The organism is Curtobacterium salicis (genome assembly GCF_011759505.1).
In the GTDB taxonomy this organism is placed as follows: domain Bacteria; phylum Actinomycetota; class Actinomycetes; order Actinomycetales; family Microbacteriaceae; genus Curtobacterium; species Curtobacterium salicis.
Genome location: NZ_JAAOYO010000002.1, coordinates 220,918 through 245,400 on the forward strand (window position 1 = coordinate 220,918; position 24,483 = coordinate 245,400).

Consider the following 24,483-nt stretch of genomic DNA (forward strand, 5'->3'; position numbering starts at 1 on the left):
AGCAGATCGCGTCTCAGGGGCGGGAGAACGTGACCGGCGGCTCGATGTACTGCTCGCAGGCCGCACGTTCCGCAGCGCTCAGGCGTCTCGGCCGGTTGGTCTCCGCATCCACGAGCACGAGCGTGGTCGTGGCCCGCGTGTAGAGCTCGGCAGGCTCGTGCCCGAGCGGTGACCAGACCTCGTACGAGATGTCGAGGCTCGCCCCACCCAGCCGCCCGATCCACAGCTGGATGTCGAGCGGTCGCCGGAAGTACGGCGTCGAGGCGAGGTACTCGAGGCGCTGTGCCGCGATCACCGTCATCGTCCCCGAGCCGGGCCGGCCGTCGATCACCGGCTCCGGCGCGGACCCCGACTCGTCGATCTCGTCGGGGTCCGGCGCCCAGAACGCCAGCACGCGTGCTTCTTCGAGCAGCCGGAGCATCGCCGAGTTGTTGACGTGCCCGTAGGCGTCGATGTCACTCCAGCGAATGCGGATCGGAGCGTGCAGGCGTGCCACCGGGACTAGTCCCGGGTGAGCTTGCGGTACGTCGCGCGGCCGGGCTTCGCAGCGTCGGCACCGAGGCGCTCGATCTTGTTCTCTTCGTAGGCCTCGAAGTTGCCCTCGAACCAGTACCAGATCGGCGTGCCGTCCTCGTTCAGCCCTTCCCAGGCGAGGATGTGCGTCGCGATGCGGTCGAGGAACCACCGGTCGTGGGTGATGACCACGGCGCAGCCGGGGTACTCGAGCAGTGCGTTCTCGAGGCTGCCGAGCGTCTCGACGTCCAGGTCGTTCGTCGGCTCGTCGAGGAGCAGCAGGTTGCCGCCCTGCTTGAGCGTCAGCGCCAGGTTCAGGCGGTTGCGCTCACCGCCGGACAGGATGCCGGCACGCTTCTGCTGGTCCGGACCCTTGAACCCGAACTGCGACACGTACGCGCGGGACGGGATCTCGGTCTTGCCGACCTGGATGTAGTCGAGTCCGTCGGACACGACCTCCCACAGGTTCTTGTTCGGGTCGATGCCGCCACGGCTCTGGTCGACGTACGAGATGTCGACCGTGTCGCCGATCTTCAGCGTGCCGCCGTCGAGGGGCTCGAGGCCGACGATCGTCTTGAAGAGCGTGGTCTTGCCGACGCCGTTCGGGCCGATGACCCCGACGATGCCGTTGCGCGGGAGCGTGAACGACAGATCGCCGATGATGACGCGCTCACCGAACTGCTTGTGCAGCTTCTCGGCGTCGATCACCTGCGAGCCCAGACGCGGGCCGACGGGGATGACGATCTCCTCGAAGTCGAGCTTGCGCGTGCGCTCGGCCTCCGTGACCATCTCCTCGTAGCGAGCCAGGCGCGCCTTGGACTTCGCCTGGCGTCCCTTGGTGTTGCTGCGAACCCAGTCGAGCTCGGACGTCAGTCGCTTCGCGAGCTTGGCGTCCTTCTTGCCCTGCACTTCGAGGCGGGCGCGCTTCTTCTCGAGGTAGGTCGAGTAGTTGCCCTCGTACGGGTACAGACGACCGCGGTCGACCTCGGCGATCCACTGGGCCACGTGGTCCAGGAAGTACCGGTCGTGGGTCACGGCGAGGACGGCACCGTGGTACTGCTGCAGGTGCTGCTCGAGCCACTGCACGCTCTCGGCGTCCAGGTGGTTGGTGGGCTCGTCGAGCAGCAGCAGGTCGGGCTTCTGCAGCAGGAGCTTGCAGAGTGCGACACGGCGCTTCTCACCACCGGAGAGGTGCGTGACGAGCTCGTCGCCCGGCGGGCACTGGAGCGCGGCCATCGCCTGCTCGAGCTGCGAGTCGAGGTCCCACGCGTCAGCCGCGTCGATCTCTTCCTGCAGGGTGCCCATCTCGGCCAGGAGCGCGTCGAAGTCGGCGTCCGGCTCGGCCATCAGCGCGGAGATCTCGTTGAAGCGTGCGAGCTTCCCGTGGATCTCGCCGACGCCTTCCTGGACGTTCTCGAGAACCGTCTTGGTCTCGTCGAGTTCCGGCTCCTGCATGAGGATGCCGACGGTGAAGCCGGGCGTCAGCTTCGCTTCACCGTTCGAAGGCTGGTCGAGACCCGCCATGATCTTCAGGATCGTCGACTTGCCGGCACCGTTCGGCCCGACGACGCCGATCTTGGCGCCGGGCAGGAACGACATCGTGACGTCGTCGAGGATCAGCTTGTCACCGACCGCCTTGCGGGCGCGGACCATCTGGTAGATGTACTCAGCCATATCGCTCCAAGTGTAGTGACGACACCGCCCGCCCGTGGGCGCAGGTGTCGAGATCAGGCCGCATCGAGTCCGGCGTGGTGCTCCGGGTCCTCGACGGCGGGGTCGTGGGCAGGGTCGACCAGCATCGCGACGACGCCGTCATCCGGCACGTGGGGCTCGTCCGGGTGAGCATCATCCGGTGCGGCCTCCACCGGTGGGTGTGCTGCGTCGGGAGCGTCGTCGTGGATCTCTCCGGTGTCGTGGTCGACGCGCGGTGACGACCCAGGAGCGGCCGTTGCTTCGGTGGCGTGGCGGGGCAGGCGCATCCAGTTGCTGATGCCCCAGGCGAGGTCGTGCCCGATGCCCTCGGCGTCGATCTCGACGCTGGTGCCGCCGCGGCCGTCACGCTCCCAGTTCCGGATGCGCACACGCCCGGTGACGAGCACCCGGTCCCCTTTGTTGAGGGAGCGGTTCACGTTGGCCGCGAGCGACCGGAAGGCGGTGACCGTGTACCAGTTGGTCGGCCCGTTGCTCCAGGTCGAACTCTGGCGGTCCCAGCGACGGGACGGTGACGCCAGCCGGAGGCTGGTGATGGCGATGCCCGTCTCGGTGACGAGGTGTCGGGGTTCGGTGGCGACGATGCCGCAGACCGTGATCATGTCGTTCATGCATCGATCGTCCGACGGCAGCCCTCCTCGCCGGGCGGTGGCGTCGAAGCTGTGGACGGGAGGCCCCGTTCACGCTCCCTGTGCAGGAAGGTGACCGGAGCCTCCCGGCCGGATCAGTGCGCGCGGAACTCCGGCCGGTCCGCGAGCGGACCCATCGCCTTGTGCACCGCGCCCTTGGCGGACTGGAGCGACGGGTAGGTCCCGCCCGGGCCGCGTCGCCCGTAGAGCTCCACCCGGAACCCGTCGGCAGCGCGGTGGATGGTGCCCACCGCTCCTGCCGGTCCGACGGCGACCCAGGTCCCCGTCGTCGCGTCCGCGTTCTGCAGCGTGTCGTTCGTCATCGTGCGACCACCTCCTCGTGGCCCCGACGCCCCGTCGTGTCAGGACGCCAGGATGTACTGACTGTATGCCTTGCGCACCTTGTTGACCTTGGGCAGCGCCACCGCCAGGCAGTAGCCCTGGCCCGGGTTCTTCGCGAAGAAGTCCTGGTGGTAGTCCTCGGCCCGGTGGAACTCACCGAGCGGCTCGATCGTCGTGACGATCCCGCCGTCCCAGATCTCGGCCGCCCGCTCGATCGCCTGCTCGAACAACGCGCGCTGGTCGTCGTCCGCCGGGAACATCGCGGACCGGTACTGGGTGCCGACGTCGGCGCCCTGCCGGTTCAGCTGGCGCGGGTCGTGCAGCGTGAAGAAGACGTCGAGGACGACCTGCGCGGGCAGGACCGACTCGTCGAACGTGACGGCGACGGCCTCGGCGTGGCCGGTCGTGCCGGTGCACACCTGCTCGTACGTCGGGTGCGGGTCGCTCCCGCCGATGTAGCCGGACACCACGTCCTGCACACCCTGGAGCGTGCGGTACACCGCGTCCAGACACCAGAAACAGCCACCTGCGAGCACGAACGTCGTCATGGTCAGAACCTACCTTCCGGGGCTCCGGAGAGCCGTTGTCGGGACACTCCTGCACAACACCGTGAGCGCCCGGAGTCTTCCCCAGATCGGGCTCCGGCCCGCCCGCGTGTCGGTGGCCGAACGTACGTTCGAGACACACCAGACGACCAGGAGGCCCACATGCAGACCACGACGGACGCCCGACTGAGCATCCACTCGCCTCGGCCCGTGGCCCGGTCCCGAGGGGACCTCCGCATCCTGGACGTCCGCGACGACCTGAGTCGTGTCACCCGCGCCAACGGCGAGATCGTCGGGTACGTGGACCGCGTCGACGTGGCCGGGGACACCGCGTACCGTGCACGCCGCTACATCGCGGCAGAGCGGCGGTTCGTCGAGCTCCCCAACGTGTGGGACGCGGACGACGCGGTCGACACCCTCCGCTGGTGATGATGTTCCACATCGGTATCAGATGCGACGGATGTGCGGTTCCTCCGCCTGTCATCGCCGTTCCCTGACCGATCCCGACGTAGGGTGCGCGCATGCAGTGGTGGAACGACCTGAACGACTGGACCTCGTCCGATGCCGGTTGGCGCGTGCTGTCGGGGGCGATCATCCCCTTCGTCGCGATCGTCGTCGCGGGCGTCATCGCGGCCCTGATCGGCCGCGCGGCCACGAAGCGCGTCGTCGCACTCCAGGAGCGCGAAGCGAAGAACGCCGCCGTCGCCGGGCTCGTGTCCGCCGCGCGGAAGGCCGCGAACTGGGGCTCCCTCGGACACGACGAGCGCGCGTACGCCGATCACCTCGCCGAGGACGCCGACATCCGCCTCCGGCTGCTGCCCGTCACCGGCGCGCCGATCGCCGCGAACTGGGCGCAGCACGAGATCGCGGACATCAAGAAGAACTCCTCGACCTTCAGCTTCCAGGCCGACCAGTCCCTCACCGAGTTCCGTGACCGGATCCTCGAGTGGCAGGCCCGCCCGGCACGTGCGCGCAAGCTCTTCAAGAGCGACCTCGAGCGCTGGAAGTTCGACTCGCCGGACCCGGACGCCGACCTCATCAAGCGTCAGCAGGACTGGAACGCCGACAAGGTCGATTCGACCCGCACGCCGGAGCCCGCCCCGACCCCGACGACGACGACCCTCCGTCCGGCACAGCCCGCGGTGACGCCGGTCGCAGCGGCCGCGCCCACCCAGGCGCAGCCGAGTCCGGTCGCCGCGCCCTCGGGCCGTCCGGCAACCGACGGGTACGGGTCGGACGCCACCGTCCCGATCTCCGAGAACACCACCCGCCCGTACTCCGAGGGTGAGACCACCCCGATCCGCCCGGCTCTCGGCTCGCCCGCGTTCGGGTCCTCCGGCCGCGGTTGGTCGGCATCACGCACGTCCGATGCGGCGAACGCCGACGCGGACAACGCCGACGCGGTGGACGACGTCCAGATCGAGTCCGCGAACCGGCCCGGGTCAGCAGCCCGCGCCCCGGTCGTGCGCGACGAGCGGAACGGTCGGAACGACCTGCCCGCATCGTGGACCGCACGCGGATCCTCCCCCCGCGAGGACGTCGCCCGTCCCGCCGAGCGCAGCACCCCCGGTGTCGACGCCTCCGGGACGACGAGCACGATGTCGATCCCGACCCGGATGACCGACGCGCCCGCCGAGCCGGCTGATGCCGACGAGACGGCAGAAGCCCCGTACTCGAACCCGGTGAGCGCCAGTGAACTGCGCCGTCGTGCCGAGGACGACGAGTGACCTGATCTGATCCCTTCGCCGAAGGCCGCCGTCCTCACCGGATGGCGGCCTTCGGCGTCGGTGCCCCCGGCAGGAATCGAACCCGCGGCACGGTGGGTAGAAACCACCTGCTCTATCCACTGAGCTACGGGGGCGGACGCCGACGATCTTATTCGCTGTGCGGGGTGAGCCGCCCGACGAACCGCTCGATCCCCCAGCGGAGGATGTGGTCCTCCCGCGTGCAGAACGTCCAGAGCGGCGGTTCGACGTCGCCGTTCCAGAGCGCCGTCCGCTGCAGACGTCGACGCACCGTCCGTCGGAGGAGCCGGACGAACGCCACCGGCTTCGGCAGGTCGAGCCAGACCAGCGTGTCGGCGCGCTCGGCCAGCAGCTGACGCACCCGGCCGTACTGCCACTGGCGAGACCCAGGTCGGGGCCGAGGTCACCACACCGACCCGCTCACGCACCACGCGCCTCCCGTCCCCGCGGGACAGCCGCCCCAGCGAGCCGGCTTCCGGAACGGTTCGCCGCCCGTCTCCCTGCCGTTCCGCTCAGCGTCACCACCGCTCCCTACGTTTCCCCCATGAGCTCCAAGCCCCGTGTCCTCGCGGTGATCCCGGCGAGGGCCGGGTCGAAGGGCATCCCGGGCAAGAACCTCCGCGAGGTCGCCGGCCGCACCCTCGTCGCCCGTGCGGTGGTGGCAGCACTCGCCACGGAGTCGGTGGACGAGGTCGTCGTGAGCACCGACGGTGACGCGATCGCGGCGGAGGCGGTCGCCGCCGGAGCACGGGTCGTCCGTCGCCCGGCAGACCTCTCGGGAGACGAGGCGTCCTCCGAGTCGGCCCTGCTCCACGCCCTCGACACCGTCGCGACCGACCGTGCGGCCGCACCGGAGGTCCTCCTCTTCCTCCAGGCCACCTCCCCCTTCATCGATCCTGCCGACCTCGACCGGGCCGTCACCCGCGTCCTCGACGGCGCCGCGGACTCCGTCCTCGCGGCCGCCCCGTCGCACGCCTTCCTCTGGCGCATCGCCGAGGACGGTTCCGCGATCGCCGTCAACCACGACGCTGCGACGCGTCCACGCCGGCAGGACCGCGCGCCGGAGTACCGCGAGACCGGCGCGTTCTACGCCGTCCGCGTCGCCGCTTTCCGGGAGGCACGCCACCGCTTCGTGGGGCGCGTCGAGGTGGCGGTCGTCCCGGCTTCCACCGCGATCGACATCGACGAGCCGCACGACCTGGCCCTCGCCTCCGCCCTGGCTCCCCTCCTCGAGGGCGAGCCCGTCCCGGCGCGAGCCACCCCTGACCACCACCCCGCGCGGACCTCCGCCGCGGAGAACGGAGCACCATGAGCGTCCGCATCGGCCTCTCCACCATCGGCGCGGGCCACCCCGCGTACCTCATCGGCGAGATCGGCCTGAACCACAACGGCGACGTCGAGATCGCCAAGCAGCTCATCGACGTCGCCGCCGACGCCGGCATGCAGGCCGTGAAGTTCCAGAAGCGGACGCCGGAGATCTCGACGCCCGAGCACATGAAGTCGATGCCGCGCAGCACCCCGTGGGGCGACATGACGTACCTGGACTACCGCTACCGCGTGGAGTTCGACCGTGACCAGTACATCGAGATCGGCGACCATGCGACCCTCCGCGGCCTGGACTGGTTCGCGTCGCCGTGGGACGAGCCGTCGGTGGCCTTCCTCGAGGACCTCAACGTCGTCGCCTACAAGATCGCGTCGGCGTCGGTGACGGACCTCGGCATGCTCGCCGCCGTCGCCGCGACCGGGAAGCCCGTGATCCTGTCGACCGGCATGTCGACGATGGAGCAGATCGACCGTGCGGTCTCGACCCTCGGCACCGAGCGTCTGGTGCTCATGCACGCCACCTCGACGTACCCGCTGCCCCCGGAGGAGGCGAACCTCCGCATGATCGAGACCCTCGCCACCCGCTACGCCTACGCGGGCGTCCCGGTGGGGTACTCGGGGCACGAGCCGGGCCTCCAGATCTCCCTCGCCGCCGTCGCCCTCGGCGCGACGGCGGTCGAGCGGCACATCACGCTCGACCGCACGATGTGGGGCTCGGACCACGCGGCGTCGCTCGAGCCGCACGGCCTCCGCACGCTGGTCCGCGACATCCGCATCATCGAGACCGCGATGGGCGACGGCGTCAAGCGCATCTTCCCCGGCGAGCAGGCGCCCCTCGCCAAGCTCCGTCGGGTCGGTGCGTGAGCGCTGCGTCGCACGACCCCGACGGGACGTCTGACGGCCGGGAGGCACGACCCCCCGCCGGCACGCCGCCTCGCCGCCGCCGCGTGGTCGGCCTGGTCGACACCGACTCGTTCGCGAAGTGGGGCGCCCACCTGCTGTCGGCGGCCCCGGCGCACTGGTCACTGGAACTGCTGACGGTGGCGACGCCCCGCTCGGCGAGTCCGGCGCAGCTGCGGGCGGCGTTCCGCGACGTCGATGCGCGTCTTGGGCCGATCGACCTCGCACCTCCCGAGCCGTCGGGCGTGGACGACGTGGTGGCGCGCCTCCAGGCCGACCCGCCGGACGCGGTGCTGGTGTCGTGCATCGGCCCGGTGGCGGAGGTCCTCATCGACCAGGTGCTGCGCTCGGTCGCCCGGCGGCCGGTGCTGCTCAGCGGGCTGCCGGGCATCTCGTTCCCGGCGAAGTGGAAGGGCGTGTTCCTGCGGGCGCGCGCGGACCTGTTCGTGCTCCACAGTCACCGTGAGGTCCGGGAGTACCGGGCGATGGCGACCGCTGGCGGCGTCCAGCCGTCCTTCGCGCTCGCCACGCTGCCCTTCGCCCGGACAGCCGGGTCGTCGCGGACCGGGGTGCGTCGGGACTCGGTGGTGTTCGCCGCGCAGCCGAGCGTGCCCGCAGAGGAGGACGACCGCCGCCGCCTGGTCGGGTGGCTCGCGGACACGGCTCGAGCGCACCCGGAGTGGCGTGTCGTGGTGAAGACCCGGGCGGCCGTCGGCGAGCAGCAGACGCACCGGGAGACCTTCCCCTACGCGGACCTCGTGCCGGCCGATGCCCCGTCGAACCTGGTGGTCGAGGCCGGGCCGATGTCGGTGCACCTCGACCGAGCGGTGGCGCTCGTGACGATCAGCTCGACGGCGGTGCTCGAAGCCGCTGCCCGAGGTGTGCCGGCACTGACGCTGACGGACTTCGGCACGTCGCGCTCCCTCATCAACGAGGTCTTCGTCGACAGCGGGCTCGAGGGCACCGCCGACGACCTGGTGCACGGGCGCTTCGGGACGGTCCGTCCGGAGTGGATGGCCGACAACTACTTCCACCCCGCAGCCGACGACGACTGGGCGGACCGGGCCGAGGAGCTGATGCGGCTCCGGGATGCCGACATGCTGGTCGACCGTCCGGCGGCACGGCGGAGTCGTGGTGGCCTGCTGCGGCGGGCCTGGGAGCGGCGGAACGCTCTGGGCGACCACGACCGGACCACGATCGGACGGCTGGCGGCGGTCATCGGCACGCCGATCCGGGCGGTGAAACGCTCGATCCGGAAGGCCCGGCGCGCGCTGCGTCCCGCGACGGCGATGCCCACCACGACGGTGTCAGTCGAGCGCCTTCGCGACCGCGACGAGGAACTGGTCGCGGGTCGGGACGCCCGCTGAACGGAAGACCTCGGTCCCGTCGTCACGCCGGACCAGGACCGTCGGGGTCGACCGGATGCCGAGCTCCTCGACGCGGTCAGGGTCGTTCGCGATGTCCCGTTCGGTGACGACGAGGCCCGGAACGAGCCGGGCGGCGTCGCCGACCAACCTACGGGCGGCGGCACACGGCGCACAGAACGCGGACGTCCAGAGATCGACCTGCATGGAGTCCTGCAACGCCGTCCTCGGTCGGGGCACTCCCGATCAGGACGACGAATGCCCCCGGCCGTCCTGGACGACCGGGGGCACCGTCGGAGGCTGCTACTCGCGGTCGAACTCGCCGGAGCGGTCGCCGCGGTCCTGCAGGTCGTCGACCGGGTCGGACTCGTCGGGCGCGAAGGTGTAGTCGACCGAGATCTGGTCGAGGACCTGACGCGAGCCGGTGGCCTTGTAGGTGAAGGCGGTCTGGAGGCCCTCGACGTCCGCGAACACCGTCACCTCGTCGTCCAGCGCATCGCTCGTGGCGGTGCGGGTGTCCGTGGTCCCGTCGAAGGGGCCCTGGTGGAAGATGGCGGTGAACTCGTCGCCCTCGTGGATGGTGATGTCGGTCATGCGTCCCTTCTACCAGGGCAGGGGGCATCGCCGTCCAGCGCATCGTGACCCGCCGGCGGACGGAAGTGGCGTGGCGGAGCCGTGCCGTACCTCCTTGCCGAATCCATAGCAACGCTATATAGTTCAGGGATGGAACAAGCGCGGGAACAGACCATCGAGACGCTCCTCGTCTCCGTCAACCGGCTCATCCGGTCCGCGCTCCAGGCCACCGGCCACACCACGTCCACCGCCGTCTGGCGGACGCTCGGCATCCTCGAGACCGACGAGTCCCTGCGGCTCGGCGAACTCGCCCGGGCGTCACGCGTGTCGCAGCCGACCATGACCCGCCTGGTCGCCGGCATGACCGCCGACGGACTCGTCTCACGGACCGTCGACCCCGACGACTCGAGAGGCCAGCTCATCGAGATCACCGACGTCGGACGCGAGCGACTCGTCGCATGGCGAGCCGCACTCACCAGCACCGTCGGTCCCCTGTTCGAGGACCTCACCGACGACGACTGGGACATCCTGCACGAAGCATCGGCCCTCATCGCAGCGAGGACCAGAACGGAGACCACCGCGTGAACGCGCACGCACCAGCTGGGCAGTCCGGCTCGATCCTGAAGCAGTCGTCGGCGGTGTGGGCGATCGCCTTCGCCTGCGTCGTCGCCTTCATGGGCATCGGCCTCGTCGACCCGATCCTCCCCGCGATCGCCGAGTCACTCCAGGCGACGCCCGCGCAGACCGAACTGCTCTTCACCAGTTACCTCGCCGTCACCGGTGTCGCGATGTTCTTCACCAGCTGGGTCTCGAGCCGGATCGGCGCGAAGAAGACCCTGATGATCGGGCTCGCCCTCATCGTGCTGTTCTCGGTCCTCGCGGCCGTGTCCAACGACGTCTGGACGATCATCGGCTTCCGGGCCGGCTGGGGTCTCGGCAACGCCCTCTTCATCTCGACCGCGCTCGCCACCATCGTCGGCGCCGCCTCGGGCGGGACCGCGTCGGCGATCATCCTCTACGAGGCCGCACTGGGCCTCGGCATCGCGGTCGGACCCCTCGTCGGCGGCCTGCTCGGATCCGTCAGCTGGCGTGGCCCGTTCTTCGGCGTCACCACGCTGATGGCCGTCGCGTTCATCGCCATCCTGGTGCTGCTCAAGTCCGGCACGCTCGAGAAGCCCACGCCGACCAAGCTCTCCGCACCGTTCCGTGCCCTGGGTCGTCCGGCCCTCGCTGCCCTCGCCGCGACCGCACTGTTCTACAACATCGGCTTCTTCGTGCTCCTCGCCTACACGCCCTTCCCGCTCGGGTTCGGGGCACTCGGCATCGGGTTCACGTTCTTCGGCTGGGGTGTCGGCCTCGCGGTCACCTCGGTGTGGGTCGCCCCGATGCTCACCGCACGCATGCGTCGGACGAGCGTCCTGAAGCTCGCGTTGCCGCTGCTCGCGCTCGACCTGTTCGCCGCAGCCGTCGTCGTGCAGTCTCAAGCCGGGCTCATCGTCTGCGTCGTCATCGGCGGGCTCGTGCTCGGCGTCCTCAACACCGTGCTGACCGAGTGCGTCATGGAGGCGACCGACCTCCCCCGCTCCGTTGCCTCGAGTGCCTACTCCGCCGTCCGCTTCATCGGCGGCGCCATCGCCCCGCCCGTCGCGACACTGCTCGCCGACGCCTACTCGCCGAGCGCCGCGTACGTCTTCGCGGGCGTGTCCGTGGCGGTCGCGTTCCTGGTCGTCGTGCTCACCACGAAGGTGCTCCGGCGCGTCGACGACGGTGCCGAGCCCGAGCGCGTCGAGGCCGAGGCGATCTCCGCCGGCGAGATGGCGTAGTCCTCGCTGCTGCCGGTGGCCGGGTCCGCGATGGGGGCCCGGCCACTGCTGTGTCCGCCATGCGGGGTACTTCGGCGAGCTTCGGCGGACGGGGTTCCGCGCGCGCTGTTCGGCGCGGGGTTCGGCGGCTAGCCGGCCGGGTCCGGATTGGCGTGGGGCGCGCGAGCGGGCGGAATGCCAGGGTGCGCCGCGCCCACCAGCCGGGATTCCGCCCGCTCGCGTCCGCTGGCCGCGCGGGAGGCACGCGACCAGCGTGGCGGACCAGTCACGGGCCTCCCGTGCGTGCGCTCCGCGCTACCCGCGGGCGAGCGGGCGGAATGCCCGGGTGCTGCGCACGCGACCTCCGGGATTCCGCCCGCTCGCGTCCGCGCGGCGGACGGGAGGCACATGACCCGCCAGGCGGACCGGTCACGGGCCTCCCGTCCGGGCTCCGGAGCAGCGAGCGGGCGGAAGGCCGGCGGCGGACGCGAGTGGACGCCGGTGTTCCGCCCGCTCGCGCCTGGGTGGTGACGGCCTCCGCACCGCTCGTCCACAGGGGCGGCGGGGCGTCGGTGCGCCGAAGTAGGATCGCCCTATGTCTGCAGCGAATGACCGCCTCGTCTGGATCGACTGTGAGATGACGGGGCTCGACGTCGACGTCGACGAACTCGTCGAGGTCGCGGTGGTCGTCACGGACTTCGATCTCAACCCGGTGCACCCCGGGTTCGACATCGTCATCAAGCCGGACCAGTCCGCGCTCGACAACATGAACGACTTCGTCACGAAGATGCACACGACATCCGGACTCATCGACGAGATCCCGGACGGCGTGTCCTTGGCGGACGCCGAGTACCAGGTCCTCGAGTACATCCTCGCCCACGTACCGGCCGAGGGCACCGCTCCCCTGGCCGGCAACACGATCGGCACGGACCGCGCGTTCCTCGCGAAGTACATGCCGCGCATCGACAACCACCTGCACTACCGCAGCGTCGACGTCTCGAGCATCAAGGAGCTCTGCCGCCGCTGGTTCCCGCGCGTGTACTTCAACTCGCCCGAGAAGCACGGCGGGCACCGCGCCCTCGCCGACATCCTCGAGTCGATCCGCGAGCTCGAGTACTACCGTCGCGCCGGCTTCACGCCCGAGCCCGGCCCGGCCAGTGACGACGTCAAGGCCATCGCGGCCGAGGTCGTCGCGAAGTGGGAGTCCCGGTTGACGCCGCCGTCCGGCGCTGAAACCACTGCCGCGCCGGTGTCGGAGCACGCCGAGTAGCGATCGTGGTCTGGACGGGCGTCCAGATGTACTACAATCGAGTGGTTGCTCCGGCTCGCCGGACCAGCACTTGGTGGGTATAGCTCAGCTGGTAGAGCGCCTGGTTGTGGTCCAGGAGGTCGCGGGTTCAAGCCCCGTTACTCACCCCAGTCGATGTTCACCCGGTCGTCATCCGCCGCGGTGTTCCGGAAGCCCTCGTCCGTCGGACGGGGGCTTTCGTCATGCCCGGCGGACGGTGCCCGCTGCAAGGCGCGTCCCGCACCGCCCGCTTCACGGCGAGTACCGCACCGCGCGCGGCACAGCGCGCCCGCCCGCACCGCTGGCTCATCAACACGCCACCGCCCGCCACCCGACCAGGTCCCGCCCGGGCAGCTGTGCCACGATCCTCCCGTGATGGAGATGTCAGCCGAGGACTTCGAGCAGCTGGTGACCGACCAACTCGACCTCCTGCCGGACGACATGGTCGACGGGCTCGACAACGTCGTCTTCGTGGTCGAGGAGGAACCCGAGGACGGCTCTGATCTCTTCGGTGTCTACGACGGCGTGGCGCAGACCGAGCGCGGTCAGTACGGCTTCGGCGAACTGCCGGACCGGATCGTCGTGTTCCGGAAGCAGCACCTGCTCGAATGTGACACGTTGGAGGACCTCGAGGACGAGGTCCACACCACGCTCGTGCACGAGATCGGCCACTTCTACGGCATCGACGACGAGCGGCTGCACGAGCTCGGCTGGGCGTAGCGCCGGATCGTGCCCTGCCGAGGACCGGAGGATCGTGCCCTCCCCACGACCGGAGGACCGTCCCCTGCCTACGACCGGAGGACCGCGTCCGCGAGGGCCTCGGGCGCCTCGGCCGCGATGAACGTCTCCTCCTGCCGAGCCCACCGCTCCCACTGACGGGCGAACGTCTCACCGTCGCGATCGAGTGCGCGGCGGCGGCGCTCCCGGTCGTCCGCGGTCAGCCACACCCGGAAGGTCGCCAGTGGTGCTGATGCGCGGGACAACGCCCCGCATCCCTCGATGACGAGCGGGGCGGCGGGGTCGACCGGCACCCAGTCGGCAGGGGTGGACGTCGCCCAGTCCCACCGCCGGTACCCGGCCGGTGCGCCCAGGACGTCGCGCGCGACGGTGTCGGCCGCAGCCTGGAGGCCGTCCCACCCCGGGTAGACGTCGTCGAGATGGACGATGGTCGCGTCGAGCTCCGCGGCGAGGGCGTTCCCGAGCGTCGTCTTGCCGGTGCCGGAGCGCCCGTCGACGAGGACGACGAGACGGGAGGTGCGGGAGGCCGACCGCGCGCGGGACGCGAGTGACCGCGGCGAGGTGAGCGGAGCCTCCTGACCGCCGCCGGTTGTCTGCGTGTCACCCACGCCAGGTCCCGGCGATCACGGCAGCGACGACCGCGACCGCTCCGATGCCGACGAGGAGGCCGACCATCGCCCACTCGGGCCCGGCGAAGCGGACCGGACGCGCCCACGTCCGCCGACCCGGGGCCCCGAACCCCCGGGACTCCATGGCGACGGCGAGGGTCGTCGCGCGCCGCAGGGCGACCACGAGCAGACCGAACGCCATCGACAGTCCACGGCGGAAGCGGCCGCTGTCGGCGACTCCCCGGGCGCGCCGCGCCATCGCGAGCTGCCGCCAGTCGTCGCCCAGGAGGGTCATCATCCGGACTGCGGCGAGGGCTCCGAGAACGAAGCGGGCCGGCAGTCGGAGGACCTGCGCGAGACCGTCGGCGAGGTCCGTGACGTCCGTGCGGACGAACAGCACGATGCCGGGGATCCCCACTGCCAGGACGCGCAGCATCGTCGCGAGCGCCAGCTGCAACGAGCCGTCGGTGACGTGCGCGAACGCGAAGTCGAACCAGACACGCCCGGACGCCTGCCCGTAGAGCGCGATGCTCACGCCCGTCAGCGGGACGGCGACCAGGACCGGTGACGTCCGGAGGAGGAGTGTGCGGACCGGGATGCGGAGCACCGGCAGGAGCATGAGTTCGAGCAGGAGCGCGACCGTCGCGGACACCAGGTCGAGGCTGAGGACGAGGACGATGCCCAGCGCGATCACGCCGAGCAGCGAGGCGACCGGCTGCACGCCGGCCACGCCACGCCCGGGACGGCCGGGAGGCTCGGCACCGGTCCGCTCGTCGCTGACGGTCATCGGAGCGGTCACCGGGGCTCCCCCGTGGCGATGTCGTCCGGCGCTGCCGCGGTCAGGCCGTCCGCGTGCAGGACAACCTCGTCGGCGTCGAGCGCGCGGACGAGGTCGCGGTCGTGGGTCACGACGACCACGGCGGTCCCATCGTCCGCGAGCGCTCCGAGGTGGTCCACGACCGCGGTCCAGGTGGCTCGGTCCTGACCGGACGTCGGCTCGTCGAGGACCAGGACCGGCGGGCGTGTCGCGACGACGGCGGCGATCGCGAGACGACGCTGCTCCCCGCCGGAGAGGGTGAACGGGTTCGCGTCCGCGAGGTGGTCGAGGCGGAACGTGTCGAGCAACCCGGTGACACGCTCGTCGACCTCGGCCTCCGGCAAGCCGAGGGCGGCGGGACCGGCGACGAGTTCTTCGCGGACCGATCGGGCGATGAACTGGTGTTCCGGGTCCTGGAACACGGTGCCGATGCGTGCAGCGAGCTCACGGCTCGTCCACGAGGACGGCGCAGTGCTCGTCGTCCCGGCGAGGCGCGGGGTGGCGTCGAGCGTTCCACCGGCGGGGCGGAGGAGACCCGCGAGGGTGAGCCCGAGCGTGCTCTTGCCGACGCCGTTGGGCCCGGTGACGGCGAGGACCCGGCCGCTCCGGACCGCGAGGTCGATGTCCTGTCCGACGTGGTGCGTCTGCTCCCGGAGTCGACGGCGGGTGCGGGGTCGCCCACTCCGGCTGGTCGCCAGACCGCGCGCACGGAGCAGGTCGACGTCGTCGGAGGTGACGTGTGCCTCCGGTCCGACCGCGACCGCTCGCGCCGACCCTCGCGCCGGCGCGGAGCCCGGGATCCACACACCGCCTCGCTCGAGGGCGTCGCCGTGCACTGCGAGCACCTCGCCGGGCGCCGCGTCCGCCACGACCCCGCCGCCGGGCTCGAGGAGCACCAGACGGTCGACCAGGTCGAGCCAGGTACCGATGCGGTGCTCGACCACGAGCAGTGTGGCCCCGGTGTCGTCGAGGAGCGCCCGGACGGCGTCGTGCACCTGCGTCACACCGGACGGGTCGAGGTTCGCGCACGGTTCGTCGAGCACGAGTGCACCCGGGCGCATCGCGAGCACCCCGGCGAGCGCCAGCCGCTGCCGCTGCCCACCGGAGAGCTTCGTGGTGGAGCGGTCGAGCGGCAGGTCGAGCCCGACGACGTCGAGGGCGTGCTCCACCCGCGGCCAGATCTCGTTGCGCGGGACGCCGAGGTTCTCGCAGCCGAAGGCGACGTCGTCGCCGATCCGCGACATCACGGTGTGCGCCTCGGGGTCCTGCATCACGAGGCCGACGCGTCCCCGGACGGTTCGGGGGTCGGCACCGTCGACGAGGACGGTTCCCTCGACGGAAGCCGCGGTCTCGTCACCGTCGTCCGGGTCGTCCGCGAGGACACCCGCGGCAGCGCGGAGGACCGTCGACTTCCCGGCGCCGGACGACCCCACGACGGCGACGCGCTCCCCTGGCCGGATGTCGAGTTCGACGTTCCGGACCGCCCAGGCCTGCCGCTCCGGGTACCGCCATCCCCAGCCGCGGAACGTGATGTGTGCGCTGGTCACGCGGCGGAGGCTCGTGGCCGGCGCCCGTGCTCCCGTCCGGCCGCGAACGAGGACAGCACCCCGGTACGGGCGAGTGCGCGGACGAGCAACCACGATCCGATGCCGGAGATCACGACACCGGAGATGACCGCGCAGATCACGTACGTCACCTGGAACGAGGCAGTCGCTCCCGCGTAGTAGCGGAAGGCGTCGTTCAGACCGAGCGCCAGGCCGGTTGCAGCCCCGGCGAGCATGACCACCGGCAGCTTCCACACCCGATAGAGGAACAGAGCGAGCACGATCTCGGCGCCGATGCCCTGCACCAGCCCAGAGAGCAGCGTGCCCCAACCCCACTGGGTGCCGAGCATCGCTTCGACGGACGCGGCGACGATCTCGCCGAAGAGCGCTGCGCCGGGCTTGCGGACGACGATGGCGACGAGCGGTCCCGCGAGCAGCCAGACGCCGCCGACGAGGGCCTGCGACCCCGGCAGGACCAGACCGAGCCCCGCTCCGATCGGCTCGTAGGCGAAGTCCCAGAGCTTGAAGACGACGCCGACCGCGACCGCGAGGACCGCGGCGACGACGATGTCGACGACCCGCCAGCGCAACGAGCGCTTCGGGACGTGGCGTTCGGTGGTCGTGGTGGTGGGTGCACCAGTGGACATCGCGATGACTCCTCCCTGCGCCGGCATGATCCGGATCAGGTTCGACGGTCGGAGCGCGGTTCGCTCCCTCTCAGCCCGCTCTGGCGGACTCCCGTGTGTGTCCCAGCAGTGTACCCACCGGACAGGAGGCGCGTGGTCTCGGTGACCACGTGCCTCCTGGCCGTCAGGCGGTCACTTCTTGAGCGCGCGGATGAGCTTGACGAGCACCTTGCCGGCGACCCAGATGACCGGGATGCTGACGGTGAGGAGCGAGATGACGTTCGGCTCGAAGGCGAGGTCCTGTCCGGGCCGGCGGACGTAGGCACCGACCGGGAGCGAGACGGCGCCGCCGCCGCCACCGCCGGCACCGTCCTCATCGGCGTCGGAACCGCCGCCGAAGCCGTACCAGTTGACGGAGACGGGGATCAGCGTGCTGTCGCCGACCTCCACCGGGTCCCCGTAGTTCGAGGTGACGCCGACGGGTCGGACCTTGTCTGCGATCTGCGTGACGATGTTGGTCATGTCGGCGACGCTACTCCGCGAGCACTGGCTGTCGGACCGGCCGTGACGAAGTGTGGACGAGCGCCGCGGTCGGTCGTCCTGTGGAGGAGTGGACGGACCTGTCCGACGCTGCGTGTGGAGAGCCGGAACGCTCCACAGTGCGAGTCTGAGCGCCGGACATCACAGGGGTACGCCGATACGTTGGCCCAGTTCATCTCTCCTGGAGGCACGTTTGCACACCTGGCCCGGCAACCCCTACCCGCTCGGCGCGACCTACGACGGCAGCGGCACGAACTTCGCCGTGTTCAGCGAGGTCGCCGAAGGGGTCGAGCTCTGCCTGTTCGATGCCGACGGGACCGAAGAGCGAGTCCGCCTCGTCGAGGTCGACGCGCACGTCTGGCATGCCTACCTGCCCACCGTCGGCCCCGGACAGGAGTACGGCTTCCGTGTCCACGCCCCGTACGACCCCGCGAACGGCGTCCGGTCGAACCCGGCGAAGCTCCTCCTGGACCCGTACGCGAAGGCGACGAGCGGCGACATCGACTGGGACCAGTCCCTGTTCTCGTACACGTTCGGCGACCCGGACTCGACGAACGACGAGGACTCCGCCTCGCACATGGTGAAGGGCGTGGTCATCAACCCGTTCTTCGACTGGCAGGGTGACCGGGCTCCGCGCATCCCCTACGGCGAGACCGTGATCTACGAGGCGCACGTCAAGGGCCTCACCGAGACGCACCCCGACGTGCCGGAGGACCAGCGCGGCACCTACGCGGGCGTCTCGCACCCCGCCGTCATCGAGCACCTCCAGCGCCTCGGCGTCACGACGCTCGAGCTCATGCCGGTGCACCAGTTCGTGAACGACTCGACCCTGCAGGACAAGGGGTTGTCGAACTACTGGGGCTACAACACCATCGGCTTCTTCGCACCGCACTCGCACTACTCGTCCTCGGGCGACGGCGGGCAGCAGGTGCAGGAGTTCAAGACGATGGTCCGCGAGCTGCACCGCGCCGGCATCGAGGTCGTCATCGACGTCGTCTACAACCACACCGCCGAGGGCAACCACCTCGGGCCGACGCTGTCCTTCCGCGGCCTCGACAACGCCGCGTACTACCGCCTGATGGACGACGACAAGCGGTACTACATGGACGTGACGGGCACGGGCAACTCGCTCAACGTCGGGCACCCGCACTCGCTGCAGCTCATCATGGACTCGCTCCGGTACTGGGTGACCGAGATGCACGTCGACGGGTTCCGCTTCGACCTCGCCGCTGCCCTGGCCCGCGAGTTCTACGAGGTCGACCGGCTGTCGGCGTTCTTCGAACTGGTCCAGCAGGACCCGATCGTGTCGCAGGTGAAGCTCATCGCCGAACCGTGGGACGTCGGCCCCGGCGGGTACCAGGTCGGCAACTTCCCGCCGCAGTGGTCGGAGTGGAACGGCAAGTACCGCGACACCGTGCGCGACTTCTGGCGGGGTGAGCCGTCGACGCTCGGCGAGTTCGCCTCGCGCATCTCGGGCTCCGCCGACCTGTACGAGCACGACGGCCGCACGCCCAAGGCGAGCATCAACTTCATCACCGCGCACGACGGCTTCACCCTGTACGACCTGGTCGCCTACAACGAGAAGCACAACGACGCCAACGGCGAGGACAACAACGACGGCGAGAGCCACAACCGCTCGTGGAACTCCGGTGCCGAAGGGCCCACCGACGACCCCGACGTGAACGCCCTCCGGCTGCAGCGTCGCCGGAACTTCATCGCCACGCTCCTGCTCAGCCAGGGCGTCCCGATGATCGCGCACGGCGACGAACTCGGCCGCACCCAGCAGGGCAACAACAACGTCTACGCGCAGGACTCCGAGCTGAGCTGGATCGACTGGGCGACTGCCGATGACGACCTCATCCAGTTCACCGCCGACGTCGTCAAGCTCCGTCACGACCACCCGACGTTCCGCCGGACCCGCTACTTCAACGGTCGCCCGGTCCGCCGCGGCGAGGGCGAGCCGCTGCCCGACGTGGTGTGGCTGACCCCGGCCGGCGACGCCATGCAGCCGGAGGAATGGGACTCGGGCTTCGGCAAGAGCGTCGGCATGTACCTGAACGGCGAGGGCATCCGCGGCCGTGACGCCCGCGGCGAGCGCGTCACCGACGTGGCCTTCCTGACCTACTTCAACGCCCACGACGGCGTCGTGACCTTCACCCTGCCGCCGGAGGAGTACTCCCCGGGCTGGACGGTGCGCATCGACACCGCCGAACCCGGCGCGCGCGACGAGGTCCTCGAGGCCGGCGACGCGCTCGACGTCCCCGCTCGCTCGATGATCGTGCTCCGCGCGGAGCCCGAACACGAGATCGAGCACACGCCGGTCGACACGACGGCGCGCACGACCGACCACTCGGCCGCCGACGCCGCCGAGCCGTCCGACCCGGACCACCCGGCGGCGACACCCGCGAACCCCGCCGCCTCGGCCACCCCGAGTGCGGCCGGGACGCCCGGCGCATCCGGCGTCACGAGCCCGGCGAACACGACGACCGTGGCGGCCGGCGACACGACCAGCACCACCGGTGGAGCCGGAGCCCCGGCGACGCCCGACACCACCTCCGAGACGCCCGACTCTGACACCCCTGGGAGTGCCGCATGACCCGCCGGAACCCGACCTCGACCTACCGTCTGCAGGTCACCGCCGACTTCGACCTGAACGCCGCGCAGGAGGTCGTCGACTACGTCCGCGACCTCGGGGCCGACTGGATCTACCTGTCCCCCGTCCTGCAGGCGGAGCCCGGTTCCGGACACGGCTACGACGTCGTCGACCACACGCACGTCGACACCGACCGCGGCGGCGACGACGCGATGCGTGCCCTCGCCGAGGCGGCCCACGCAGCGGGGCTCGGGGTCCTCGTCGACGTCGTGCCGAACCACGTCGGCGTCGCCACCCCGGCCGTGAACCCGTGGTGGTGGTCGCTGCTCGAGCACGGCCAGGAGTCCCCCGTGGCGTGGGCGTTCGACATCGACTGGGCCGCCGGCGACGGACGCCTGCGCATCCCCGTGCTCGACGACCGGCTGCTCGACGCCGTCACCCTCGAGGCCGGCAGCACCGACGGGACGGCTCCGCGTCTGCTCGTCGGGGAGACCGCGTACCCGACTGCGCCCGGCACCGTGCACGACGGTGACGACGTGGAGACGGTGCACGCCCGGCAGCACTACGAGTTCGTGCACTGGAAGCGCGCTGACTCCGAACTGAACTACCGCCGGTTCTTCGCGGTGAACACCCTCGCCGCGATCCGCGTCGAGGAGCCCGAGGTGTTCGCGGCCTCCCACGGCGTCATCGGCTCGTGGTTCCGCGACGGTCTCGTCGACGGGCTGCGGATCGACCACCCGGACGGGCTCTACGACCCGGCCGGCTACCTCGACGACCTCGCGGATCTGACGGGTGGGGCCTACACCCTGGTCGAGAAGATCCTCGAGCCGGGTGAACTGCTGCCGTCGTCGTGGCCGGTGGACGGCACGACCGGCTACGACGCCCTCGGCTTCATCGACCGCGTGTTCGTGGACCCGGCGGGCGAAGGCCCCCTCACCGCACTCGAGGACCGGCTCCGCGGCGCGCACGTGTCGTGGCAGGACCTCACGCACGGCACCCGTCGCGGGATCGCCGACGGCATCCTGAACAGCGAAGTCCGACGCCTGGCGCGCCTCCTGGTCGTCGACCCGGCCGTCCAGGGTGACGGCACCCCCGTGTCGGAGGACCGGATCGTCGACGCCGTCGCAGAACTCGTCGCGAGCTTCGAGGTGTACCGCACCTACCTCCCGGAGGGCATCCACCACCTGATCGAGGCGCTCGAAGTCGCGGCCGAGGCCCGGCCCGACCTCGCCGACGTCGTCGACCGCATCGCGCCGGCGCTGTGCGACCCGGACAACGCGGCCGCGATCCGCCTGCAGCAGACCAGCGGCATGGTGATGGCGAAGGGCGTCGAGGACACCGCGTTCTACCGGACGTCCCGTCTGTCATCCCTCAGCGAGGTCGGCGGTGACCCGAGCGTCTTCTCGGTGACCCTCGACGAGTTCCACGCGGCACAGCGCGAGCGGCTCGCAAGCTGGCCGCACACCATGACGACCCTCACCACGCACGACACGAAGCGCAGCGAGGACACACGCGCCCGCATCGCCGTCCTGTCCGAGCTCGGCGACGAATGGACCGCGACGTTCGACCGCCTGAACGCGCTCGCGCCGCTCGAGGACGGCGTGTTCGCCAACCTCCTCTGGCAGGCGATCGTCGGAGCGCGGCCCGCCTCGCGCGAACGCCTGCACGCCTACGCTGAGAAGGCCTCCCGCGAAGCCGGTGACAGCACGACGTGGACCGAGCCGGACGAGTCGTTCGAGGAGCAGATGCACGCTCTCGTCGACGCCGCGTTCGACGACCCGGCCGTGGTCGCCGAGCTCGACGCCCTCGACGAGCGGATCGACGCTGCCGGCTGGTCGAACGGCCTCGGCGCGAAGATCGTGCAGCTCACCGCTCCGGGCGTCCCGGACGTCTACCAGGGCACCGAGTCATGGGACCGATCGCTCGTCGACCCGGACAACCGGCGACCCGTGGACTACGCCGAGCGTCGTCACGTCCTCGCCGCACTCGACGGTGCCGACGACGACGGTCCCGATGCGCTGCCCGCGATCGACCTCGGCGGCGCCGCGAAGACCCTCGTCACGAGCCGTGCCCTCCGCGTCCGCCGCGACCACCCGGAACTGTTCTCGCGGTACGTCCCGCTCGACGCGACCGGACCTGCGGCCGACCACGTGGTCGCCTTCGACCGTGGCGGCGTGGTGACGGTCGCCACGCGACTGCCCCTGGGCCTCCAGACCGTCGGCGGGTGGGCCGACACGCTCCTGCACGTCGTCCCGGTGGAGCGTGTGGACCTGCTGACCGGGAGGCGCTTCCCGGCCGACCGCGACCTGCTGCTCGCCGAGGTGCTCACCGACTTCCCCGTCGCGCTGCTCGTCCCGGCCGACGTCGTCGACGGAGCGGGACACGACGCCACCGAGACCAGCACGACCGGCAGCACGAACACCAGCAACAGCACTGATGACACCGAGACCGACGCGCAGGCCGAGGTCGAGATCCTGGAGGGTCACGCATGACCAGTCCCGACCGCTACGGCGTCTGGGCCCCCGAACCCGAGAACGTCCGACTCGTCGTCGACGGTACCGAGTACCCGCTCACCCGTGGGGACGACGACTGGTGGACGACCGAGGAGGTCCTCCCCGTCGTCGGAGCCCGCTACGGCTTCCGCATCGACGAGGACGACTCTGTCCGCCCCGATCCGCGCAGCCGCTTCCAGCCCGAGGGCGTGCACGGGCCCTCCGAGGTCGTCGACCCGGCGCGCTTCGCCTGGACCGACGACGCCTGGACCGGTCGTCCCGCACGGGGCGGCGTCATCTACGAGATGCACATCGGCACCTACACGCCCGAGGGGACCCTCGACGCAGCAGCCGCCAAGCTCGAGCACCTGGTGGAGCTCGGCGTGGAGTTCGTCGAGCTCCTGCCCGTGAACGGCGTCAACGGCGAGTGGAACTGGGGCTACGACGGCGTCGCCTGGTACGCGGTGCACGCGCCGTACGGCGGCCCGGACGCCTACGACCGCTTCGTCGACCGCGCCCACGCACTCGGGCTCGGCGTCATCCAGGACGTCGTCTACAACCACCTCGGACCGAGCGGGAACTACCTGCCGCTCTACGGGCCGTACCTGGTGCAGGGGCTCGCCAACACGTGGGGTGACTCGGTCAACGTCGAAGAGCCCGAAGTCCGCCGCTACGTCCTGGACAACGTCCGGATGTGGTTCCGCGACCACCACGTCGACGGTCTGCGGCTCGATGCCGTGCACGCCATCCGCGACACGACCCGGCCGCACATCCTGGCCGAGATGGCCAGCGAGACCGACGCGTTCTCGTCGTTCGCCGGCAAGCCGCTGTCACTCATCGCCGAATCGGACCTCAACGACCCGATCATGTTCCGGCCGCGTGAAGCCGCGGGCTACGGGCTCGCCGGCCAGTGGTCGGACGACTTCCACCACGCCGTGCACGTCGCCGTCACCGGCGAGACGAACGGCTACTACGCCGACTTCGCCCCGCTGACCGCGCTGGCGAAGGTCCTCGACCAGGGCTTCTTCCATGACGGCACCTGGTCGTCGTTCCGCGGCAAGCGGCACGGCCGACCGATCGACCGCGGCACCTCGCCGACGACCGCCCTGGTCGTGGCGAACCAGAACCACGACCAGATCGGCAACCGCGCCGCCGGCGATCGTCTCGCCGCGACCGTGTCCGACGAGGGCCTGGTCATCGCCGCCGCCCTCACCCTGCTCGGCCCGTTCACGCCGATGCTCTTCATGGGCGAGGAGTTCGCCGCCACGACCCCGTGGCAGTTCTTCACCTCGCACCCGGAGCCGGAGCTCGGCAAGGTCACCGCCGAGGGGCGGATCAAGGAGTTCGCCGAGCACGGCTGGGACGAGTCCACGGTCCCCGACCCGCAGGACCCGACGACGTTCACCAACTCGAAGCTCGACTGGTCCGACGTCGACTCCGAACGTGGGGCGCGGATCCTCAACGCCTACCGGGTGCTCGTCGCACTCCGCCGCACCGACGAGGCGTTCGTCGACCACCGGTACGAGGCGAACGCGATCCGGTTCAGCGAGGACGAGCGCTGGCTCGTGCTCACCCGCGGGCTGCTCGGCCCGACGGCGGCGCCCGTGCACGTCGTCGTCAACCTGTCGGACGACCCGGCGGAGGTCCCGCTCGTGGGGGCGACCGGCGAGGTGCTCTTCAGCTTCGGAGACGCCGACTTCGACACCGACGGCGTCCGCTTCGCGGGTCGAGGGCTCGTCGTGGTGCGCTGACGCAACCGACCACGTCACGGACAGGAGGCCCGGTACCAGC

At 70.8% G+C, this 24,483-nt stretch carries 25 protein-coding genes, 2 tRNA genes and 1 riboswitch; of the genes, 13 read left to right on the forward strand and 14 right to left on the reverse strand.

The features are described from left to right. Window positions 1-13: 13 nt before the first annotated feature. The 5 genes from E9228_RS05390 to msrA all read right to left on the reverse strand — a co-directional run bounded on the left by E9228_RS05390 (window position 14) and on the right by msrA (window position 3,742). Window positions 14-496 (reverse strand): thioesterase family protein, encoded by a 483-nt coding sequence (locus E9228_RS05390; protein ID WP_166779578.1) that lies wholly within the window; start codon window positions 494-496, stop codon window positions 14-16. A 5-nt stretch (window positions 497-501) separates the two neighbouring features. Continuing rightward, window positions 502-2,187 carry an energy-dependent translational throttle protein EttA gene (gene ettA, locus E9228_RS05395; protein WP_110905044.1) on the reverse strand — a complete coding sequence of 562 codons (1,686 nt, stop codon included), beginning with the start codon at window positions 2,185-2,187 and terminating at the stop codon, window positions 502-504. Between the two features lie 53 nt (window positions 2,188-2,240). After that, window positions 2,241-2,834: a single-stranded DNA-binding protein gene (locus tag E9228_RS05400; RefSeq protein WP_166779579.1), complete on the reverse strand. Its 594-nt coding sequence runs from the start codon at window positions 2,832-2,834 to the stop codon at window positions 2,241-2,243. Window positions 2,835-2,947: 113 nt separating this feature from the next. Next, on the reverse strand, window positions 2,948-3,175 hold the full coding sequence (locus tag E9228_RS05405) for a methyltransferase (protein WP_166779580.1): 228 nt from the start codon (window positions 3,173-3,175) through the stop codon (window positions 2,948-2,950). A gap of 39 nt (window positions 3,176-3,214) precedes the next feature. Then, window positions 3,215-3,742: a peptide-methionine (S)-S-oxide reductase MsrA gene (gene msrA, locus E9228_RS05410; protein WP_166779581.1), complete on the reverse strand. Its 528-nt coding sequence runs from the start codon at window positions 3,740-3,742 to the stop codon at window positions 3,215-3,217. Window positions 3,743-3,901: 159 nt separating this feature from the next. On the opposite strand from msrA, the gene E9228_RS05415 reads away from it, so the two are divergent. Both E9228_RS05415 and E9228_RS05420 read left to right on the forward strand, forming a co-directional pair. Beyond that, window positions 3,902-4,168 carry a hypothetical protein gene (locus E9228_RS05415; RefSeq protein WP_110905048.1) on the forward strand — a complete coding sequence of 89 codons (267 nt, stop codon included), beginning with the start codon at window positions 3,902-3,904 and terminating at the stop codon, window positions 4,166-4,168. Window positions 4,169-4,260: 92 nt separating this feature from the next. Continuing rightward, window positions 4,261-5,466, forward strand: coding sequence for a hypothetical protein (locus E9228_RS05420; RefSeq protein WP_166779582.1), 1,206 nt, complete (start codon window positions 4,261-4,263; stop codon window positions 5,464-5,466). 61 nt (window positions 5,467-5,527) lie between these two features. Here E9228_RS05420 and E9228_RS05425 read toward each other — a convergent pair. Continuing rightward, window positions 5,528-5,600, reverse strand: a tRNA-Arg gene (locus tag E9228_RS05425). Between the two features lie 14 nt (window positions 5,601-5,614). Further along, entirely contained in the window at window positions 5,615-5,845 is a 231-nt protein-coding gene (locus E9228_RS16960; protein ID WP_252727774.1) for a hypothetical protein, read from the reverse strand. A gap of 183 nt (window positions 5,846-6,028) precedes the next feature. On the opposite strand from E9228_RS16960, the gene E9228_RS05435 reads away from it, so the two are divergent. Genes E9228_RS05435 through E9228_RS05445 form a run of 3 tightly spaced genes read left to right on the forward strand, consistent with a single transcriptional unit; the run spans window position 6,029 to window position 9,074 of the window. Continuing rightward, window positions 6,029-6,796 carry an acylneuraminate cytidylyltransferase family protein gene (locus tag E9228_RS05435; protein WP_166779583.1) on the forward strand — a complete coding sequence of 256 codons (768 nt, stop codon included), beginning with the start codon at window positions 6,029-6,031 and terminating at the stop codon, window positions 6,794-6,796. Next, entirely contained in the window at window positions 6,793-7,671 is an 879-nt protein-coding gene (locus E9228_RS05440) for an N-acetylneuraminate synthase family protein (RefSeq protein ID WP_166779584.1), read from the forward strand. Before E9228_RS05435 ends, E9228_RS05440 begins: the two co-directional genes overlap by 4 nt. Next, window positions 7,668-9,074 (forward strand): DUF6716 putative glycosyltransferase, encoded by a 1,407-nt coding sequence (locus E9228_RS05445; protein ID WP_166779585.1) that lies wholly within the window; start codon window positions 7,668-7,670, stop codon window positions 9,072-9,074. Before E9228_RS05440 ends, E9228_RS05445 begins: the two co-directional genes overlap by 4 nt. On the opposite strand, the gene E9228_RS05450 is transcribed toward E9228_RS05445, so the two are convergent. Then, entirely contained in the window at window positions 9,015-9,278 is a 264-nt protein-coding gene (locus E9228_RS05450) for a thioredoxin family protein (RefSeq protein ID WP_166779586.1), read from the reverse strand. The two genes, E9228_RS05445 and E9228_RS05450, sit on opposite strands and share 60 nt — an antisense overlap. A 96-nt stretch (window positions 9,279-9,374) precedes the next feature. Further along, window positions 9,375-9,665, reverse strand: coding sequence for a hypothetical protein (locus tag E9228_RS05455; RefSeq protein WP_166779587.1), 291 nt, complete (start codon window positions 9,663-9,665; stop codon window positions 9,375-9,377). 129 nt (window positions 9,666-9,794) lie between these two features. Here E9228_RS05455 and E9228_RS05460 point away from each other — a divergent pair, with 129 nt between their 5' ends. The 5 genes from E9228_RS05460 (at window position 9,795) to E9228_RS05480 (ending at window position 13,454) form a co-directional block, all read left to right on the forward strand. After that, complete coding sequence (locus E9228_RS05460; RefSeq protein ID WP_166779588.1) at window positions 9,795-10,229, forward strand: MarR family winged helix-turn-helix transcriptional regulator; 435 nt, start codon at window positions 9,795-9,797, stop codon at window positions 10,227-10,229. Next, window positions 10,226-11,467 (forward strand): MFS transporter, encoded by a 1,242-nt coding sequence (locus E9228_RS05465; RefSeq protein WP_166779589.1) that lies wholly within the window; start codon window positions 10,226-10,228, stop codon window positions 11,465-11,467. The genes E9228_RS05460 and E9228_RS05465 overlap by 4 nt, the downstream gene beginning before the upstream one ends. Window positions 11,468-12,041: 574 nt before the next feature. After that, window positions 12,042-12,716, forward strand: coding sequence for an oligoribonuclease (orn, locus tag E9228_RS05470; RefSeq protein ID WP_166779590.1), 675 nt, complete (start codon window positions 12,042-12,044; stop codon window positions 12,714-12,716). A gap of 73 nt (window positions 12,717-12,789) precedes the next feature. Further along, window positions 12,790-12,865, forward strand: a tRNA-His gene (locus E9228_RS05475). Between the two features lie 244 nt (window positions 12,866-13,109). Then, the gene (locus E9228_RS05480) at window positions 13,110-13,454 is read left to right on the forward strand and encodes a metallopeptidase family protein (RefSeq protein ID WP_166779591.1); all 345 of its coding nucleotides are present in this window, start codon (window positions 13,110-13,112) and stop codon (window positions 13,452-13,454) included. Between the two features lie 68 nt (window positions 13,455-13,522). On the opposite strand, the gene E9228_RS05485 is transcribed toward E9228_RS05480, so the two are convergent. From E9228_RS05485 to E9228_RS05505, 5 genes are all read right to left on the reverse strand, one after another. Continuing rightward, entirely contained in the window at window positions 13,523-14,080 is a 558-nt protein-coding gene (locus tag E9228_RS05485) for a nucleoside/nucleotide kinase family protein (protein ID WP_166779592.1), read from the reverse strand. Then, window positions 14,073-14,879, reverse strand: coding sequence for an energy-coupling factor transporter transmembrane component T family protein (locus tag E9228_RS05490; RefSeq protein ID WP_341849782.1), 807 nt, complete (start codon window positions 14,877-14,879; stop codon window positions 14,073-14,075). The genes E9228_RS05485 and E9228_RS05490 overlap by 8 nt, the downstream gene beginning before the upstream one ends. Then, window positions 14,876-16,444 (reverse strand): ABC transporter ATP-binding protein, encoded by a 1,569-nt coding sequence (locus E9228_RS05495; protein ID WP_341849783.1) that lies wholly within the window; start codon window positions 16,442-16,444, stop codon window positions 14,876-14,878. The genes E9228_RS05490 and E9228_RS05495 overlap by 4 nt, the downstream gene beginning before the upstream one ends. Further along, window positions 16,441-17,088, reverse strand: a complete 648-nt coding sequence (locus tag E9228_RS05500; RefSeq protein WP_166779593.1) for an ECF transporter S component — start codon at window positions 17,086-17,088, stop codon at window positions 16,441-16,443. The genes E9228_RS05495 and E9228_RS05500 overlap by 4 nt, the downstream gene beginning before the upstream one ends. After that, window positions 17,083-17,193, reverse strand: a riboswitch (TPP riboswitch). (Overlaps the previous gene by 6 nt.) 66 nt (window positions 17,194-17,259) lie before the next feature. Further along, entirely contained in the window at window positions 17,260-17,589 is a 330-nt protein-coding gene (locus E9228_RS05505) for a hypothetical protein (protein ID WP_166779594.1), read from the reverse strand. A gap of 211 nt (window positions 17,590-17,800) precedes the next feature. Between E9228_RS05505 and glgX the strand changes: the two genes are divergently transcribed. The 3 genes from glgX to treZ are packed head-to-tail and all read left to right on the forward strand — an operon-like array spanning window position 17,801 to window position 24,443. Beyond that, window positions 17,801-20,203, forward strand: coding sequence for a glycogen debranching protein GlgX (glgX, locus tag E9228_RS05510; RefSeq protein WP_252727775.1), 2,403 nt, complete (start codon window positions 17,801-17,803; stop codon window positions 20,201-20,203). Continuing rightward, complete coding sequence (treY, locus tag E9228_RS05515; protein ID WP_166779595.1) at window positions 20,200-22,692, forward strand: malto-oligosyltrehalose synthase; 2,493 nt, start codon at window positions 20,200-20,202, stop codon at window positions 22,690-22,692. Before glgX ends, treY begins: the two co-directional genes overlap by 4 nt. Beyond that, window positions 22,689-24,443, forward strand: a complete 1,755-nt coding sequence (treZ, locus tag E9228_RS05520) for a malto-oligosyltrehalose trehalohydrolase (RefSeq protein WP_166779596.1) — start codon at window positions 22,689-22,691, stop codon at window positions 24,441-24,443. Before treY ends, treZ begins: the two co-directional genes overlap by 4 nt. The last annotated feature ends 40 nt before the right edge of the window (window positions 24,444-24,483 follow it).